At 76.0% G+C, this 16582-nt stretch carries 14 protein-coding genes; 10 read left to right on the top strand and 4 right to left on the bottom strand.

The features are described 5' to 3' along the window. Positions 1 to 64: 64 nt before the first annotated feature. The 4 genes from QWY28_RS10320 (at position 65) to QWY28_RS10305 (ending at position 3918) form a co-directional block, all read left to right on the top strand. A complete protein-coding gene (locus tag QWY28_RS10320; protein ID WP_300952447.1) occupies positions 65 to 1261 on the top strand; it encodes a PucR family transcriptional regulator in 1197 nt (398 codons plus the stop codon). Between the two features lie 82 nt (positions 1262 to 1343). Continuing rightward, positions 1344 to 1976, top strand: a complete 633-nt coding sequence (locus tag QWY28_RS10315; protein WP_300952446.1) for a fasciclin domain-containing protein — start codon at positions 1344 to 1346, stop codon at positions 1974 to 1976. Positions 1977 to 2062: 86 nt separating this feature from the next. Beyond that, positions 2063 to 2944: an SGNH/GDSL hydrolase family protein gene (locus QWY28_RS10310; RefSeq protein WP_300952445.1), complete on the top strand. Its 882-nt coding sequence runs from the start codon at positions 2063 to 2065 to the stop codon at positions 2942 to 2944. Then, positions 2941 to 3918 (top strand): SGNH/GDSL hydrolase family protein, encoded by a 978-nt coding sequence (locus tag QWY28_RS10305; RefSeq protein ID WP_300952444.1) that lies wholly within the window; start codon positions 2941 to 2943, stop codon positions 3916 to 3918. Before QWY28_RS10310 ends, QWY28_RS10305 begins: the two co-directional genes overlap by 4 nt. 15 nt (positions 3919 to 3933) lie before the next feature. Here the strand turns inward: QWY28_RS10305 and QWY28_RS10300 are convergent, their stop codons facing one another. Beyond that, positions 3934 to 5469, bottom strand: a complete 1536-nt coding sequence (locus QWY28_RS10300) for an amidohydrolase (protein ID WP_300952443.1) — start codon at positions 5467 to 5469, stop codon at positions 3934 to 3936. Between the two features lie 47 nt (positions 5470 to 5516). On the opposite strand from QWY28_RS10300, the gene QWY28_RS10295 reads away from it, so the two are divergent. After that, the gene (locus tag QWY28_RS10295) at positions 5517 to 6170 is read left to right on the top strand and encodes a hypothetical protein (RefSeq protein ID WP_300952442.1); all 654 of its coding nucleotides are present in this window, start codon (positions 5517 to 5519) and stop codon (positions 6168 to 6170) included. A 15-nt stretch (positions 6171 to 6185) separates the two neighbouring features. On the opposite strand, the gene QWY28_RS10290 is transcribed toward QWY28_RS10295, so the two are convergent. After that, positions 6186 to 7688, bottom strand: coding sequence for a serine/threonine-protein kinase (locus QWY28_RS10290; RefSeq protein WP_300952441.1), 1503 nt, complete (start codon positions 7686 to 7688; stop codon positions 6186 to 6188). Positions 7689 to 7728: 40 nt separating this feature from the next. Here QWY28_RS10290 and QWY28_RS10285 point away from each other — a divergent pair, with 40 nt between their 5' ends. The 4 genes from QWY28_RS10285 (at position 7729) to QWY28_RS10270 (ending at position 12610) form a co-directional block, all read left to right on the top strand. Then, positions 7729 to 8307 (top strand): RNA polymerase sigma factor, encoded by a 579-nt coding sequence (locus QWY28_RS10285; RefSeq protein WP_300952440.1) that lies wholly within the window; start codon positions 7729 to 7731, stop codon positions 8305 to 8307. Next, on the top strand, positions 8304 to 9830 hold the full coding sequence (locus QWY28_RS10280) for a M1 family metallopeptidase (RefSeq protein WP_300952439.1): 1527 nt from the start codon (positions 8304 to 8306) through the stop codon (positions 9828 to 9830). The genes QWY28_RS10285 and QWY28_RS10280 overlap by 4 nt, the downstream gene beginning before the upstream one ends. A gap of 67 nt (positions 9831 to 9897) precedes the next feature. After that, a complete protein-coding gene (locus QWY28_RS10275) occupies positions 9898 to 10911 on the top strand; it encodes a Rossmann-fold NAD(P)-binding domain-containing protein (RefSeq protein ID WP_300952438.1) in 1014 nt (337 codons plus the stop codon). A gap of 226 nt (positions 10912 to 11137) precedes the next feature. Beyond that, entirely contained in the window at positions 11138 to 12610 is a 1473-nt protein-coding gene (locus QWY28_RS10270) for a carboxyl transferase domain-containing protein (RefSeq protein ID WP_300952437.1), read from the top strand. On the opposite strand, the gene QWY28_RS10265 is transcribed toward QWY28_RS10270, so the two are convergent. Both QWY28_RS10265 and QWY28_RS10260 read right to left on the bottom strand, forming a co-directional pair. Beyond that, positions 12601 to 13782 carry a hypothetical protein gene (locus QWY28_RS10265; RefSeq protein ID WP_300952436.1) on the bottom strand — a complete coding sequence of 394 codons (1182 nt, stop codon included), beginning with the start codon at positions 13780 to 13782 and terminating at the stop codon, positions 12601 to 12603. The two genes, QWY28_RS10270 and QWY28_RS10265, sit on opposite strands and share 10 nt — an antisense overlap. 20 nt (positions 13783 to 13802) lie before the next feature. Further along, positions 13803 to 15113: a serine/threonine-protein kinase gene (locus tag QWY28_RS10260; RefSeq protein ID WP_300952435.1), complete on the bottom strand. Its 1311-nt coding sequence runs from the start codon at positions 15111 to 15113 to the stop codon at positions 13803 to 13805. 123 nt (positions 15114 to 15236) lie between these two features. On the opposite strand from QWY28_RS10260, the gene QWY28_RS10255 reads away from it, so the two are divergent. Then, on the top strand, positions 15237 to 16526 hold the full coding sequence (locus QWY28_RS10255; RefSeq protein ID WP_300952434.1) for an ArgE/DapE family deacylase: 1290 nt from the start codon (positions 15237 to 15239) through the stop codon (positions 16524 to 16526). Positions 16527 to 16582: the final 56 nt, after the last annotated feature.

The raw sequence follows: 16582 nt of genomic DNA, 5'->3' as shown, positions 1-16582 counted from the left end.
CGTGACGTGAACCGGTCCGGGTTCGTTGTTCACGGATGATAAGAACTGCTCCAGGAGGTCTCCGGTGGTCCGTCGTGCCCCCCGCCAGCTCCCTGCACCGGCGCTCCGCCTCTCCCCCGAGGCGGTCGCAGCGATGCGCGAGGACCTCCCCACGGTCGCCGAGCACGTCGTGCAGGCGATCGTCGAGGAGGTACCCAGCTACGTCGCCGCCTTCGAGGGCTCGATGGGCGAGACCATCCGCAACGCGGTGCAGCTCGCGCTGGGCGGCTTCCTGACCCTCGCGTCCGGTCGCCGCGGCGTCGACCTGCGGACCCCCGCGCCGGCGATGGAGGGCGCCTACCAGCTCGGCCGGGGCGAGGCGCGCAGCGAGCGGACCACCGACGCCCTGCTCGCGGCGTACCGCATCGGGGCGCGGGTCTCCTGGCGGGAGATGTCCGGCCGCGCGGTCGACGCCGGCGTGGACGGCGGCACGCTCGCGGCGTTCGCGGAACTCGTCTTCGCCTACATCGACGAGCTCTCCGCGGCCAGCGTCGCCGGGCACGAGGACGAGCTCGCCAGCACCGGGCGGGTCCGGGCGCGGCTGCTCGAGCGGCTGGCGCGGGCACTCCTGGACGGCTCGCCCGAGGAGGCCGTGCTCGAGGCCGCCGAGCGCGCCGACTGGACGCCGCCGACGACGCTCACGGCCGTGCTCGTGCCGCGCTCCCAGGTCCGGCCGGCGCTCGGGACGGTGCCGGCCGCGACCCTCGAGGCCGGCGAGCTCACCGGCGTCGAGGAGCTCGGCGTGCTGCTCGTGCCGGACGCGCACGGGCGCGGGCGGGGCGCGCTGCTGCGCTCGCTGCGCGGCCGCGGCGCCGTGGTGGGACCCGCCCGGCCGTGGCTGGAGGTCCGCACGTCCTACGGCCGGGCGCGCCGCGCGCACGCGCTCGGGCTGCACGACGACACCGAGGACCACCTGCCTGCGCTCGTGCTCACCGCCGACCCCGACGCGCTCGCCGACCTGCGGGCCCAGGCGCTCGCCCCGCTCGCCGACGTGCGCCCCGCGACCGCGGAGAAGCTGACCGAGACCCTGCGCTCGTGGCTGCTGCACCAGGGCCGCCGCGAAGACGTCGCCGCCGACCTGTTCGTCCACCCGCAGACCGTGCGCTACCGACTCGGCCAGCTGCGCGAGCTGTACGGCGACCGGCTGGAGGACCCACGCACGGTGCTCGGCCTGACCCTGGCGCTCGGGGTCGACCAACCACCTCAGGTGCCCGAGAACTGATAGAAGATTCATCCAATCTGGCCACCCGCGGGTGCCGAACTCCCTCCGCACCATCCGTCCGACACGCAACCGAGGGAGAACCATGAAGCACCGCACCGCCACCGCCGCCGTCACTGCCCTGGCCACCTCGGCCGTCCTCGCCGGCGCGCTCGCGCCCGCCCAGGCCGCCGCGCCCGCCGCGAAGCCCGGCACCACGAGCCTCGCCGAGGTCCTGGCCGCCGACGGCACGAAGCTGGACAAGAGCTGGAAGGACTTCGACCTCACCGAGGCCGCGGTGCTCGCCGTGCTCGACGCGAAGCCGGACAGCCCGGTCGGGCTGCTCACCCAGGGCGGCAAGCGGGCGACGGCGTTCATCCCCACCGACCGCGCCTTCCAGCTCCTCGTCAAGGACCTCAAGGGCTTCGCCCCCACGACCGAGGCCAAGACGTTCAAGCAGGTCGCCAAGCTCGGCGTCGACACGATCGAGACCGTGCTGCTCTACCACGTCGTCGCGGGCAGGACGCTGACCTCCGACAAGGTCCTCGCCGCCGAGGGCCAGAAGGTCGCCACCGCCCAGGGCGGCTCGATCAAGGTCCACGTCATCAAGGGCAAGGTCACCCTGCTCGACGCCGACAAGGACGACCGCAACCCGCGGGTCGTCGTGCTCGACATCAACCGGGGCAACAAGCAGGTCGGGCACGCGATCGACCGCGTCCTGCGCCCGGTCGACCTCTGATCGAGGGACCCCGGACCGGGGCCCCGGCTCCTCGCACCCGCGGGCGGGGCGGACGCACGCGTCCGTCCCGCCCGTAGGTTGTCCGCATGCATGCCGCGCTCCGTCTCGGCGCCGCGGGCCTCGCGACCACGCTGACGCTCACGGCGGCTGCCTGCACGGCCGGGTCCGAGGACGAGGTGCTGCGGTACGTCGCGCTCGGCGACTCGTTCACGGCCGCGCCGTACGTCCCGCAGACCAACGAGGCCGACCCGTGCCTGCGCTCGACGGGCAACTACCCCTCGGTGCTGGCCCGGGCGCTCGACGGCGGCGACCATCAGGTCCGGCTGACCGACGTCTCCTGCTCCGGGGCGCGCACCAGCGACCTGACCGGGTCCCAGCAGGTCCGCGGCGACGCGGTCCCGCCGCAGCTCGACGCGCTCGACGAGGACACCGACCTGGTGACCCTCAGCATCGGCGGCAACGACCAAGCGCTGTTCTCCACGATGGTCTACGGCTGCATCGAGCTCGCGCAGGCCGACCCGACCGGCGCCCCGTGCACCGAGCGCGCCGGCACCCTCGGGGGCGGCGCCGCGCTGGAGGACCTCGTCGAGCGGATCCGCGGCAACCTCGACGGGATCTACGCCGAGATCGCCGACCGGGCGCCCGACGCGCGGGTGATCAGCGTCGGCTACCCCGACATCTTCCCTCCGCGCGGAACCCCCGCCTGCCAGGAGCGCCTGCCGCTCGCCCTGGGTGACTTCGACCTCACCCACGACCTGCTGGCCGCACTGGACGAGGCGATGCGGGACGCGGCCGCGGACGCGGGTGTGGACTTCCTGGACGTGCGGGCACTGAGCGAGGGACACGACATCTGCTCGGCCGACCCCTGGGTCAACGGGCAGCACACCGACAAGGACGCAGCGCTCGAGTTCCACCCCTTCGCCAGCTACGAGCAGGCGGTGGCCGACGCGCTGCTGGAGATGCTGTGAACCACACGACGACGACCCGCCGCGCGCGGGTCGCCCTGGCGGCCGTGCCGCTGCTCCTCGGCACCCTGCTCACCGGGTGCTCGGGCGACGACGACGCCGGTGTCACCGGACAGCCCGACACCCGCCCGGTCAGCCCGTCCTCGACGATCCCGCGCACCGACGGGCCGAGCCCGCTGGCCACGCCCGGTCCCGGCCGCTACCCGACGTACGTCGCCATCGGTGACTCCTTCACCGCCGCGCCGCTCGCCGGGCCGACCGCGGACGAGCAGTGCCTGCGCTCGGCGCAGAACTACCCCGCGCAGGTCGCCGAGGCGCTCGGCGCCGAGCTCACCGACGTCAGCTGCACGGGGGCCGACACCGCCGCGCTCGTCGGGAGCCAGCGGGTCCTGCAGGGCGGTGTCGTCCCGCCGCAGCTCCAGGCCCTCGGCCCGGACACCCGGCTGGTGACCGTCGGCATCGGCGGCAACGACTTCGGGATCTACAGCACCCTGACCGGCACCTGCGTGCGCGCCGCGTCCGAGGACCTCGACGGCGCGCCCTGCCGCGCCGCGCTCGGCGCCGAGGGCGTCGCCACGTTGAAGGAGAACATCCGCACCGTCGGCGACCGGCTCGTGGCCGTCGTCGAAGGCGTCCGCCAGCGGGCGCCGCGCGCCGACGTGGTCGTCGTGGGCTACCCCGAGATCGTGCCGGCCGACGGCACCTGCCCCGAGCTGCTGCCGCTGGCCGAGGGCGACTACCCGTTCGCCGCGGCGATGGGCCGGCTGCTGGCCCGCGTGCAGGAGCGCGCCGCGGAGCGCGCGGACGTGCCGTACGTCGACACCTACGCCGCCAGCGACGGCCACGACGTCTGCTCCGAGGACCCGTGGATCAACGGCCGGGTCACCAGCGCCGCCACCGCGCTGGCCTACCACCCGCTCAAGGTCGAGCAGGAGGCGGTCGCCGGCCTGGTGCTGGAGAAGCTCGCCGAGGACTGACCGGCCTGCGGCTCCTCACAGGGCGCGGTGGACGACGGTCCCGTCGACGACGGTGAGGGCGACCGACATCGAGCGGAGCGCCGCACCGGCCTCGGCCGACGACGGGTGCTCGGCGAGCGGGTCGGCGTCGAGGAGGACCAGGTCCCCGCGGGAGCCGACGCCGACGGTGGGCTGGCCGTCGACGGAGGCGGCGAAGGCCTCCTGCGCGGTCAGCGCCTGCTCGCCGTGCCACGGGTCGCGGTCGTCGGCGCTGCGGTGGACCGCCGCGGCCATCGCCAGCCACGGGTCGAGCGGCGAGACGGGGGCGTCGGAGCCGAGGACGAGCTCCACGCCGTCGTCGAGCATCCAGCGGAACGCGAAGCACCGCGCCGACCGCTCGCCCCAGATCTTCTCGGTCAGGTCGCGGTCGTCGAGCAGGTGCGCCGGCTGCACGCTGGCCCGGATGCCGAGCTCGGCCATCCGGCGCACGTCGTCGCGACCGACCATCTGCGCGTGCTCGATCGAGCCGCGCGCCCCGGTCGCGGCGTACGCCGCCAGCGCCTCGGCCACGGCGGCGTCGCCGATCGCGTGGGTGGCGACCTGGAGGTCGGCGGCGTGCGCGCGGGCGAGGTGCTCGCGCAGCTCCTCGCCGGAGAGGTTGGGCTGGCCGGCGGGGTACTCCAGGCGGTGCGCGTCGCCGTACGGCTCGCAGCACCACGCGGTGCGGGTGTTCAGGGACCCGTCGCTGATGATCTTCAGCGAGCCCATGGTCAGCAGCGGTCCGCAGTCGGGCAACGGCTGCCCGGTGCGCAGCCCGAGGGCGATGACGTCGTCGAGGTGCTCGGCGTACGTCGCCGCCCGCACGCGCAGCAGGCCCGGGACGGCGTGCCAGCGCTCGGCCCAGTCCATCGGGCCGTGGCCGAACTCGTAGTCGACGATGCCGACCACCCCGAGCGCGGCCGCGGTCTCCAGCGAGCGGCGGTAGGCCGCGGGCGAGGTGCCGTCGTTGCCGACGAGGGTGACCAGGCGCGGGTAGACCGCGAACCACTCGGTCTCGCGGACCACCGAGTCGCGCACCGGCATCGCGAGGTGCAGCAGCGCGGTGGTGTTGAGCCAGGCGTGGTGGCCGTCGCCGCTGATGAGCACCACGGGGGTGTGGCCGGAGACCGCGTCGAGCTCGGAGACGGTGACCTCGCGGTCCCAGCCGCCCGAGCGGTGGCCCCAGCCGATGACCGGGTGGTCGGGCTGCGCGGCGACGCGCTCGGCGACCGCGCGGGTGACGTCCTCGGGGGTGCGGGTCGCGCCGAGGTCGAGGCGCTGGGAGGCCAGCGTCCACTGGGCCATGTGGACGTGCTGGTCCCACAGCCCGGGCGCCAGCCAGCGGCCGGCCGCGTCGACCTCCTCGACCTCCCCGGACCCGCCGGAGGGCCGCTCGAGACCGGGCCCGACCGCGGTCACGGTTCCGTCCTCGACGAGCACGTCGACCGGTTCGGCCCCGAGAGCCGCCGGGCCTGCGGCGTCCTCGGCGCGCAGCGGCACGCGGCGGGCGTTGCGGAGCAGGAGGCTGGTCATGGGGCAGAACGTAGCGGCGGGCCGGGAGCGGTCTACCCTCGGGCGCCATGAGCACGCGACGACCGGGGGCCGTGACCCTGGCGGTCGTCGCCGCGGTCGCCGGGACTGTGGGACTCGCGGCCGGGGCGCTCCTCGCCGCGGGGCTCGCCGACGAGGCGCAGGTCCTGGGGACGGCCCGGCCCGTGGCGGCCGTCTCGCCGTCGTACCCGGTCGACCCGCCGCCGCTCGTCGAGCCCGACCCCGACACCCCCGGCCTGGCCACGGGTGTTCCGCTGCGGCCGGTGGAGCTCGGCGTGCCGCCGTTCGGCCTGCGGCTCCCGGTCCCGGTCGGGTGGCGCCGCAGCGACTCGCTGCTCGGCGAGTGGAAGTGGTTCCCGCCCGGCCAGCCGACCGACAACGCCTACTTCCTCCGGGTCCGGCTCGTCACCGGCTTCCAGCCGCTCGAGTCGGCGCTGCGTGCGCGCCTGGACGCCCTCGCCGGGGCCTCGGACGTCGAGGACCTGGTCGTCGAGGCGCAGGACGCGGACGGGTTCACCGCGACGTACGTGACGCAGAAGCACCGCCGGGTGGCGATGGAGCGGTTCCTGACCCTCGACGGGCGCACGACGTACGCCACCGTCGCCGTGGTCGGCCGCGAGCGCGACCGGCTCGGCATGGCCGACCTCGCGGAGCGGATCGTCCGCCGCGCCACGAGCGCCTGAGCGGTCCCGCCGGCGTCAGATGCCGTGGGTCTCGACGCTGTCGAGCACCCGGTTGGCGGTCGCGCGGTCGGCGCTGCGGACCTGGACCCACAGCAGCCGGTTGCCCGCGACCTGGACCACGCGCTCGACGGTGACCCCGTCGGGGCAGCCGGTGTGCACGACGGTCCGCGACGGGTCGCCCGCGGTCTCGGTCACCGGCTCCTGCGCCTCGGCGCACTCGGGGTGCTGCGGCATCGTCGTCGGCAGCTCGGTGCCCGGCAGCAGCCCCACGAAGACGCCCTCGGCCGCCGTCGTCGGCCGGTGCCAGTCCTCGGCGGTGCCGACCGAGAGGGCGGGGTACGTCGCGTCCTGCTCCGGCGGCGTCCAGCCGTCGGCCGCGACCGCCCGCTCCCAGTCGCCGGGCACCGCCACGCTCAGCGTGCCCTCGTCGTCGGTCAGCCGGACCTCGTCCTGCCGGTCGGCCTGCCAGGCGTAGCCGCCCAGCCCGCCCGCGGCCAGCGCCACGACGGCGAGCAGCGTCGCGAGCGCCCACCGGCCGCGGCCCGAGCGACTCTCTGCCGGCACCGGCGGGTCCGGCAGGGGGGCGGCCGCCGGGAGCGGGGTCGGCCGCGCGCCCGGCTGGGTCAGGTCGGGGTCGACCGGCAGCCACGGGGCCGCGAGGGCTGCGTCGGCGGCGCCCGCCGCGCTCTCGAGGGTCGCCTCCAGCGCCTGCACGAACGACGAGACGTCGGGGAAGCGGTCCTCGCGGTCGACCGCCAGCGCCCGGCGCACCACCGCGTCGGTCGCGCCGGGGAACGGCCGCTCCGGCGTCGAGAGCGGCGGCGGCGCGGCCGGGGCGGCCGCGGCGCCGAGCGTGGTGTGGGTGTACGGCGCGCGGCCGGCCAGCAGCAGGTAGGCCAGCGCGCCGAGGGAGTACTGGTCCGCGCGAGCGTCCAGCGGCTCGGCCTGCGCCTGCTCGGGCGCCACGAAGGTCGGCGTGCCCGCGACCATCGTCAGCCGCGAGGACACGTCGAGCGCCTTGCCGAGCCCGAGGTCGCCGAGCATCGCCCGGACCGTGCCGTCGACGGTGCGGAACAGCACGTTGGCCGGCTTCACGTCCCGGTGGAGGATGCCGCGGCCGTGCAGCGCGGCCAGCCCGGCACCGACCTGGCGGAGCACCTCGACGGCCTGCGGCACGGCCAGCCCGGTGGCAGCGGTCCCGGGGCCGGCCTCGGGGTCGAGCCGGTCCGCGAGCGTGCCCTGGTCGGCGTAGGCCATGACGAGGTAGGGCCGGCCGTCGTCGAGCTCGCCGGCGTCGTACACCGGGACGACGTGGGGCGACTCGACCCGCCGCAGGTAGCGGCCCTCCTCGACGAACCGCCGGCGCACGTGGGTGTCCTCGGTCCAGTTGTCCGCGAGCACCTTGATCGCGACCGGGCTGTCGAGCTGCTCGTCGTAGGCCAGCCACACCGTCGCGAAGCCGCCCGAGCCCAGTCGTCGGCGCACGGCGTAGCGGCCGAGACGGGCGGGGGCAGACACCCCGGCATTATGTTGCAGCCGACGGGGGAGGAAACCTGACATGGCGACTGGCTCGGGCGACGACGGCGTGCAGGCACTGGCACCGGACGAGATCGACGACCTCGCGCGGCGCGCGCAGGGCGGCGACCGCGGCGCGCTCGAGGACCTGCTCGCGGCGGTCCGCCCGCGGACGCTCAACGTCTGCCGCGGCGTGCTGCCGCACCCCGCCGACGCCGAGGACGCCTGCCAGGAGGCGCTGCTCAACGTAGCCGGCAAGATCGGGTCGTGGGGCGGCCGGGGCCGGTTCACCACCTGGCTGCACGTGGTCGCCGTCAACAGCGCCCGGTCGACGTACCGCCGGATGAAGAACCAGGCCGTCCCCAGCGACGTCCTGCCCGCCGAGCGCCCCGACCCGCGCACCACCTCGGTGATCGCCGGCACCCGCCTGGACCTGCTCGAGGCGATGGAGACCCTCGAGCGCGAGCACCCGCAGATGGTCGAGCCGCTGCTGCTGCGCGACGTCTACGGCCTGCCGTACGACGAGATCGCCGCGCTGCTCGGCGCGCCGACCGGCACGGTCAAGGCCCAGATCCACCACGGCCGCAAGCTGGTGCGGCCGCTGCTGCGCGGTGACGCGTGACCCGTTTCTCGGCCCACCGCGCCCGGCTCGTCCCCACCCTGCTCTGCCCGCTGCTCCTGCTGCCGGCCGCCTGCACCGACGACGCCGACCCGGCCCCTGCCCCGCCGCCCGGCCCGGCCGTGGGGACCGCGGGGAGCACCACCGCCCGCGAGCCGGTCGACCACGCCGCCCCGACCGAGCCGCCCGAGGAGGACGCCCTCGAGCTCGCGGTCAACGAGCCGCGGGAGGACTCGGTCTACCCCGCGGTGGGCGACCCCGGCGTCGACGCGCTCCACTACGACCTCTCGCTCGACTGGGACCCCGCGACGCGGGTGCTCGACGGCCGCGAGCAGGTGCTCCTGCGCGCCACCGAGGACGACGACACCCTGCAGCTCGACCTCTCCCCGGCGCTGACGGTGCGGTCGGTGAGCGTCGACGGCGACAAGGTCGACTTCCGCCACGCCGGCAAGGACCTCTACCTGCGCCAGGAGGTCGTCGCCGACGAGCGGTACGAGGTGGTCGTCTCCTACACCGGCACCCCGCGGCCGGCCGCCGCGCCGACCACCCGCAGCGACTTCAGCACCACGGGGTGGACGACCACCGACGACGGGTGGACCTGGACGATGCAGGAGCCCTACGGCGCCTACACCTGGTACGCCGTCAACGACCACCCCTCCGACAAGGCGCTCTACGACGTCACGGTCAGCGTGCCGAGCCCGTGGACCGGCGTCAGCAACGGGGAGCTGGTCTCGCGCGAGGAGCGCGACGGCCGCACGGTCACCCGCTGGCACCTCGCCGAGCCGGCGGCGGCGTACCTCATGACCCTCGCGACCGGCGACTACGTCAGCGTCGAGGCCACCTCCGACAGCGGCGTGCCGGTCACCTGGTGGGTGCCGCGCGACCAGGAGCGACTCGGCTCCGGCGCCCGGACGATGGCGCACGAGCTGGCGTGGCTGGAGGAGCGGCTGGGGCCCTACCCCTACGACACCGCAGGCGCCGTGCTCGTGGAGTCGGTCAGCGGCATGGAGACCCAGACGATGATCACGCTGGGGATCAGCGACTACACGCTCTCGCCGGCCGTGATCGTCCACGAGCTGGCGCACCACTGGTACGGCGACCAGGTGACGCCCGCGGACTGGCGCGACGTGTGGATGAACGAGGGCATGGCGATGTACCTCCAGATCCTCTGGCAGGTCGAGCGCGACGGGGCCGACCTCGAGGCGGCGCTCGACGGGTACGCCGTGCGCGAGGCCGAGGAGCGGGCGGCCGCCGGCCCGCCGGGCGACTACGACCCCGCCACGTTCGGGGAGTCGAACATCTACTACGGGCCCGCGCTGATGTGGCACGAGCTGCGGGAGCGGATGGCCGCCCGGCCGGGCGGCGAGGACGCGTTCTGGGCGCTCGTGCGCGACTGGCCGGCGGCGCAGGACAACGGCACCGCCGACCGCGAGGAGTACCTCGCCTGGATCGAGGAGGAGACCGGGCTGGAGCTGTCGGCCTTCTTCGACGGGTGGCTGACGGGCGCGACGACGCCGCCGCGCTAGGGCTGCCGTCGTCCGCCGTCGGCGAACGCGGGTTCCGCGGCCGGCCGCCGGCGGGCACCGTGGGTCCATGCGGCTCCTGGTGCTCGGCGGATCGGTGTTCCTCTCGCGCGCGGTCGCCGAGGAGGCCCTCGCCCGCGGGCACGAGGTGACCTGCGCGTGCCGCGGCCGGTCGGGCCCCGTGCCGAAGGGGGCCACCCACCGCGAGCTCGACCGGACCCAGCCGCCGCCGGAGGCGCTGGCGGCCGGCGCGGCGACGTACGACGCGGTGGTGGAGGTGGCCCGGCAGCCGTCCTGGGTGCGGGCCGCGGTCGCGGCGGTGCCGGACGCGCACTGGGTGTTCGTCTCGACGGTCAACGTGTACGCCGACGAGTCGACGCCCGGCGGCACGCCGGCCTCGCTGCCGCTGCGCGAGCCGGTGTGGGACGACGTCGACCTGGCGGCCGACCCGGACGCCTACGGGCCGATGAAGGTGGCCTGCGAGGCGATCGTCCGGGACGGCGCCGCCTCGGCGAGCGTCGTGCGGCCGGGCCTGATCGCCGGTCCGGGCGACCCGACGGGCCGGTTCACCTACTGGCCGGCACGCCTGGCCGCGACCACCGACCACCCCACGGTGCTCGCCCCCGGCGACCCCGAGGACGTCGTGCAGGTCATCGACGTCCGCGACCTCGCCGCCTGGGTCGTCACCCTCGCCGAGCGGCGCACCCCCGGCACCTTCGACGGCGTCGGCACGCCCACCGCCCTCCGCGACCTCCTCGCCGCCGTCGCCGTCGGCACCGCTGCCCTCGGCGCCGGCGACGCCCTGCTGCGGTGGGTGCCGGCCGCGGAGCTCGAGGCCCGCGACGTCGCGCCGTGGTCGGGCGACCGCTCGGTGCCGCTGTGGCTGCCGCGCCCGGAGCACGACGGCATGCTCGCCCACGACCCGGGCCCCTCGATCGCCGCCGGCCTCGACCTCCGTCCGCTCGCCGACACCGCCCGCGACACCCTGGCCTGGCTCCGCGCCACCCCCGACGCGCCCGTCACCGGTCTCACCCTCGCCGAGGAGGCGGAGATCCTCGCCTCGCTCGGCCCCACGGCTGGTTGAGGAGCGCCGAGCCCCGCTGGCCGAGACCCCGAGCCCTCCGCTGGCCGAGACCCCGAGCCCTCCGCTGGCCGAGACCCCGAGACCCCGAGCCCCCGCTGGTCGAGCAGGAGGCGCGCCAGCGCCGACGACGTCGAGCCCCGTGAGCCGACCGCCGACCTGCGGGCGGCGTCGTCCGGCTGGTCGAGGAGGTCGCGGACACGGCGGCCGCAACGGCTAGGTTCCCCCCATGGCTCGACCGAACGCTGCCGCGCTGATCGACCTCGTGCTCGACGAGGGCTCGTGGGCCTCGTGGGACACCCCGCCCGAGCGCACCGGCGTGTCGGAGGAGTACGCCGCGGAGCTGCGGCGCGCGGAGGAGAAGAGCGGCGTCGACGAGTCAGTGCTGAGCGGCGAGGGCCTCATGCGGGGCCGCCGGGTGGCCGTCGTGGTCGGCGAGTTCGGGTTCCTCGCCGGGTCGATCGGGCGCGCGAGCGCCGACCGGCTGGTGACCGCGATCGAGCGCGCCACCCGCGAGCGGCTCCCGCTGCTGGCGGCGCCGGTCAGCGGCGGCACCCGGATGCAGGAGGGCACGCCGGCGTTCGTGCAGATGGTCCGGATCAGCCAGGCGGTCGCCGCGCACAAGGCGGCCGGCCTGCCGTACCTCGTCTACCTCCGCCACCCCACCACCGGCGGCGTCATGGCCTCCTGGGGCTCGCTGGGCCACGTGACCGTGGCCGAGCCGGGCGCGCTGGTCGGGTTCCTCGGCCCGCGGGTCTACGAGGCGCTCTACGGCAAGCCGTTCCCCGAGGGCGTGCAGACCGCCGAGAACCTCCACGAGCGCGGCATCATCGACGCCGTCGTCGCCCCCGAGGAGATCGCCGACATCCTCGACCGCGCCCTGTCGGTCATCCTGGCCCCGCGCCGCGGCATCGTCCCGGTGACGGCCGCCGACGACGGCGAGGTGCCCGACGTGGAGACGTGGGACGCGGTCACCCGGTCGCGCCGCGCGGACCGGCCGGGAGTGCGCCGCCTGCTGCGGTACGCCGCCTCCGAGGTCGTCCCGCTCAACGGCACCGGCCAGGGCGAGCAGGACCCGGGACTGCTCATCGGGCTGGTCCGGTTCGGCCAGGCGCCGTGCGTCTTCCTCGGCCAGGACCGCCGCGGGCAGACCGCCGACCGGCCGATGGGCCCGGGCGCGCTGCGCGAGGCCCGCCGCGGCATGCGGCTCGCCTCGGAGCTCGGCCTGCCGCTGGTGACCGTCATCGACACCCCCGGCGCGGCGCTCTCCGCCGACGCCGAGAACGGCGGCCTGGCCGGCGAGATCGCCCGCTCGCTCGCCGACCTGGTGACCCTCGACGCGCCGACCCTGTGCCTGATGCTCGGCGAGGGCAACGGCGGCGGCGCGCTGGCCCTGCTGCCGGCCGACCGGGTCGTGGCCGCCCAGCACGCCTGGCTCTCCCCGCTGCCGCCCGAGGGCGCCAGCGCGATCGTCCACCGCGACCTCGACCACGCCCCGGAGATGGCCCGCCGGCAGCAGGTCCGCGCGCTCGACCTGCACCGGCTCGGGATCGTCGACCGGATCGTCGCCGAGCGGCCCGACGCCGCCGACGAGGCCGAGGAGTTCTGCCGCCGGGTCGGCGCGGTCCTCGAGCACGAGCTGGCCGCCCTGCTCGACGCGGGCCCGGGCAGCCCGGCCGACCGCGCCCGGCGCTACGTCTGAGGGCGGCGCACGCAGTCGACCCGCACCTCGGCGACGCAGGTGTCCGCGCCCCACGTCGGCGCACCCCCGCCCTCGGCCACGTCACGGCCGCGCCCGCCGTACAGCCGGTCCGCGTGGTAGCCACCGACCAGGTGGTCGTCTCCGCGCCCGCCGCGGACGGCGATGTCGGCGTTGCGGCCGCAGACCGGCCCGTCCGGGTCCGTCCACGTCACGACGTCACCGCCTCGGCCCGCGTCGATGCCACCGCGACAGCCCCACCACTGCAGCCGGTTCGCGCCGCTCGTGCCGTGCAGCCGCATCGACCAGGCCTGGAGCGATGCGTCCTCGAACCCGGTCGGGCGGGCGACCAGCCGCCGCTCGTCGCCGCTGACCGTCTCCAGGCGTCCGAGGTCCAGGTCGAGCACGAGCGTCCGCGACCGGCCCGACTCGTAGGCCGACAGCTCGTCGCGGCCGGGCCCGCCCGTGATCGTCCTCCGGGTGGCGGGACCCGAGGGGAGCGAGAGCGAGTCGTCCCCCGCCCCCAGGTCGAAGGAGCCCCACCGCGCATCCGACACGACCACCCGCTCGCCGGCGGCCCCGCCGCGGAAGGAGACCCGCAGGCTCTCCGGACCCCGCAGCCGGAACCCGGTGAAGCCGGTCCAGGCGAGCACCGGCTCGTCGTCGACCCGGAGCTCCCCGGTCCGGTTGTCGACGACCGCCCGACGACTGCCCTCGGGCCAGGAGGCGGCGTCCAGGTGGAGCCAACCGGCTCCCTCGCCGCGCAGCACGCCACGGAACGGCAGGAGCCCCCTGAAGGTCACCGAGCCGCCCGCGCCGACCTCGACCCGTGAGGTGTCGGGCTCGCCCTCGGTGCCCACGAACACGTGGTCGGGTCCTCGGCCGACCAGCGTGTCGTCGGTGAGGGAGACCAGGTCCCGGGCGGGCCCGGAGAGGACCCGGTCGCTGCCCGGGCCGGCGTCCAGGTGGGCCGCGGCGGTGGTGTCCGCGGTGCTGTCGAGCACGTCGTCGCCCTCGCCGGCGAGCACGACGACGGCGGTGCCGTACGGCACCGGTCGGCTGCCGGTCGTATAGATCAGGTCGTCGCCGGCGTCCACGCTCTGCGCACCGTTCGACACGATCACGTCGTCACCGTCGGTCCCGACGACCCGCTCGCCCGGCAGGAGGCGGCGCACGCCGGGAGCGTACGTCGCGGTCACTCCGCGCCGGCGCCGTTCGCGTCGCCGGTGCAGGCGCCGACCGCCGCGGCGACGGCGGCACGCATGGCCTCCGACAGCTCGGCCGACGGCCGGTCGACGAAGGTGGAGTCGGCGTCGAGGAAGCCCTCCTCGCGCATCCGATCCAGCCCGGCGTCCGCCACCCAGTGCTCGGCCATGCAGGTCGCCAGTCCCGGCCGGACGACCCCCTGCTCCTCGAAGGCCGACGCGACGCTCGCCACCGCCGCGTCACGGTCCACCCGGGTGCCGGTGCCGCCGGACTGCGACGGCTCGTCGTCGCCCCAGGTGAGCGCCCAGACCACGACGGCCGCGACGGCCAGCGCGAGCAGCACGAGCACCATGACGGCGATCCGACGGCGGGCGTGCGGCGGTGCCGGGAGCGGCGCGGCGGGGGGCGGGTCGACGGTCGAGAGCGGGACGACGTGCCCCTCGGCCGGCAGCCGCAGCAGGTCGCGCAGGTCGTCGCGCAGCGGCGTCGCGTCGGCGTACCGCTCCGCGGGGTCCTTGGCCATCGCCCTGGCCAGCACCCGGTTGACGCCCTCGACCATCGCGCCCTCGCCGGGCAGCTGCGGCACGGGCTGCTCGCGGTGCGCGGTCACCAGCTCCCACTCCGAGGCGCCGGAGTACGGCGGGGAGCCGGTGAGCGTGGCCCACAGCAGGCAGCCGAGGGAGTAGACGTCGGTGCGCGGGCCGGCCTTCGCGCCGGTGTGCAGCTCGGGCGCCATGTAGTCGGGGGTGCCGGCCGTCCCGGCGGAGGTCGCGGTGTGCTCGGCCTGCGCCTGGCGGACGATGCCGAAGTCGCCGAGGTACGCCGTCACGCCGCCCTCGTGGCGCCGCAGCAGCACGTTGGCCGGCTTCACGTCGCGGTGCACGAACCCGGCCGCGTGGACGTCGGCCAGCCCGGCGGCCACCTGGGCGACGACGTCGACCGCGGCCTCGCGCGGCGGCACGCCGCGCGCCCGGAGCGCCTCGGCCAGGTCGCCGTCGGGGACGCGCTGGGTGACGAGGTAGAGCCGCCCGTCGACCTCGCCGTGGTCGTAGACGTGCACCACGTGCGGGGAGTCCAGCGACGCCTGGGCCTGCGCCTCGCGCACGAAGCGCTCCCGGAAGCCCTCGTCACCCGCCAGCTGCGGCGCGATCACCTTGACCGCGACCTGGCGGTGCAGCCTCGTGTCGAGCGCCTCGAACACCCAGCCCATGCCGCCGGTCCCGATCCGGGCGCCGATGCTGTACGGCCCGAGCCGCTCGCCGACCTCGGGGTACCCCTCACCACTCGCCTGGTCCGTCACGGTGTTCTGCTTACCCGCCCGTGGTCCCGTCTAGTCGGTGCCCGCTCCAGGCCTGTGACAAGCCCCGGTAACAACGTGGTAAATCGCCTGCTGACGACCGCGGCCGATCCCTACCTTCTGCGCGTGAGCCACCGCGACCTCTCCGACCTCGAGCTGCGTGCCCTCGCCTTCGTCGACGAGCGCGAGCTCGTCCGCGACCTGCTGGACCTGGTCGCGATCCCCAGCGTCGTGGGGTCCGACGCCGAGTGCGACGTGCAGCACCTGCTCGCCAAGCAGCTGCGCGAGCTCGACCTCGACGTCGACCTGTGGCAGCTGGACCTGCCGACCCTGTCCGCCGACCCCGGCTTCCCCGGCATGGAGGTCCCGCGCGTGGAGGCGTGGGGCCTGGTCGCCGGCAGCGGCCCGGTCGCCGGCGGCGAGGGCCCGGAGCCGGAGCTGGTCCTCCAGGGCCACGTCGACGTCGTGCCCGAGGGCGACCCGCACCAGTGGCGCACCGCGCCGTTCCAGCCGTACGTCGACGCCGCCGGCGCCCTGCACGGCCGCGGCGCCTGCGACATGAAGGCCGGCGTGGTCGCCAACATCGCGGCCGTCCGCGCGATCCGCGCCGCCGGCATCGAGCTGGCCAGGCCGTACGCGCTCCACCTCGTCGTCGGCGAGGAGGACGGCGGCCTCGGCGCCTTCGCCACGCTGGCCCGCGGCCACCGGGGCAGGGCGTGCGTGATCACCGAGCCGACCAGCGGCACGATCACCACCGCCAACGCCGGCGCGCTCACCTTCGAGCTGCGCGTGCCGGGCGCGGCCACGCACGGCAGCACGGCGTACGCCGGGCACAGCGCGATCGACGCCTACCTGCCGCTGCACGCCGCGCTCGCGGACCTCGAGCGGCGCCGCAACGCCGACGTGCACCCGCTGATGGCGGAGTACCCCGTCGCCTACCCAATCTCGGTCGGCAGGCTCCGCGCCGGCGACTGGGCCAGCACCGTCCCCGACCTGCTCGTCGCCGAGGGCCGGCTCGGCGTGGCGCTGGGCGAGGACGCCGCCGACGCGAGGGCCGCGCTGGAGGAGGCCGTCGCCGAGGCGGCCGCCCGCGACCCGTGGCTGCGCGACCACGCCCCGGTGGTGGCGTGGACCGGTGGGCAGTTCGGGGCCGGGCAGTACGCCGGCGACGCGGGCGCCCTGCACGACCTGGTCGCCGCCGCGCACGTCGACGTGACCGGCGGGCCGCGGCCGCGGGAGCGCGGCGCGCCGTACGGCTCCGACCTGCGGCTCTATGCCGCCGCCGGCACCCCCACGCTGCACTACGGGCCCGGCGACGTCCGCCTCGCGCACAGCCCCCACGAGGCGGTGCCCGTCCCCGAGCTGGTCGCCGTCACCGAGACGCTCGTGCTGTCCCTGCTCCGCGCCTGCGGCTGACCTCCGGCGCGTCTCGTGATGCCCAGCGTGCGCCGGAGCGCTCGCTGGGCATCACG

Origin of the sequence: Nocardioides oceani (assembly GCF_030412965.1) — a bacterium.
Classification (GTDB): domain Bacteria; phylum Actinomycetota; class Actinomycetes; order Propionibacteriales; family Nocardioidaceae; genus Nocardioides; species Nocardioides oceani.
Note: the sequence above shows the minus strand (reverse complement) of the source record. Positions and strands in the feature narration are given on the sequence as shown.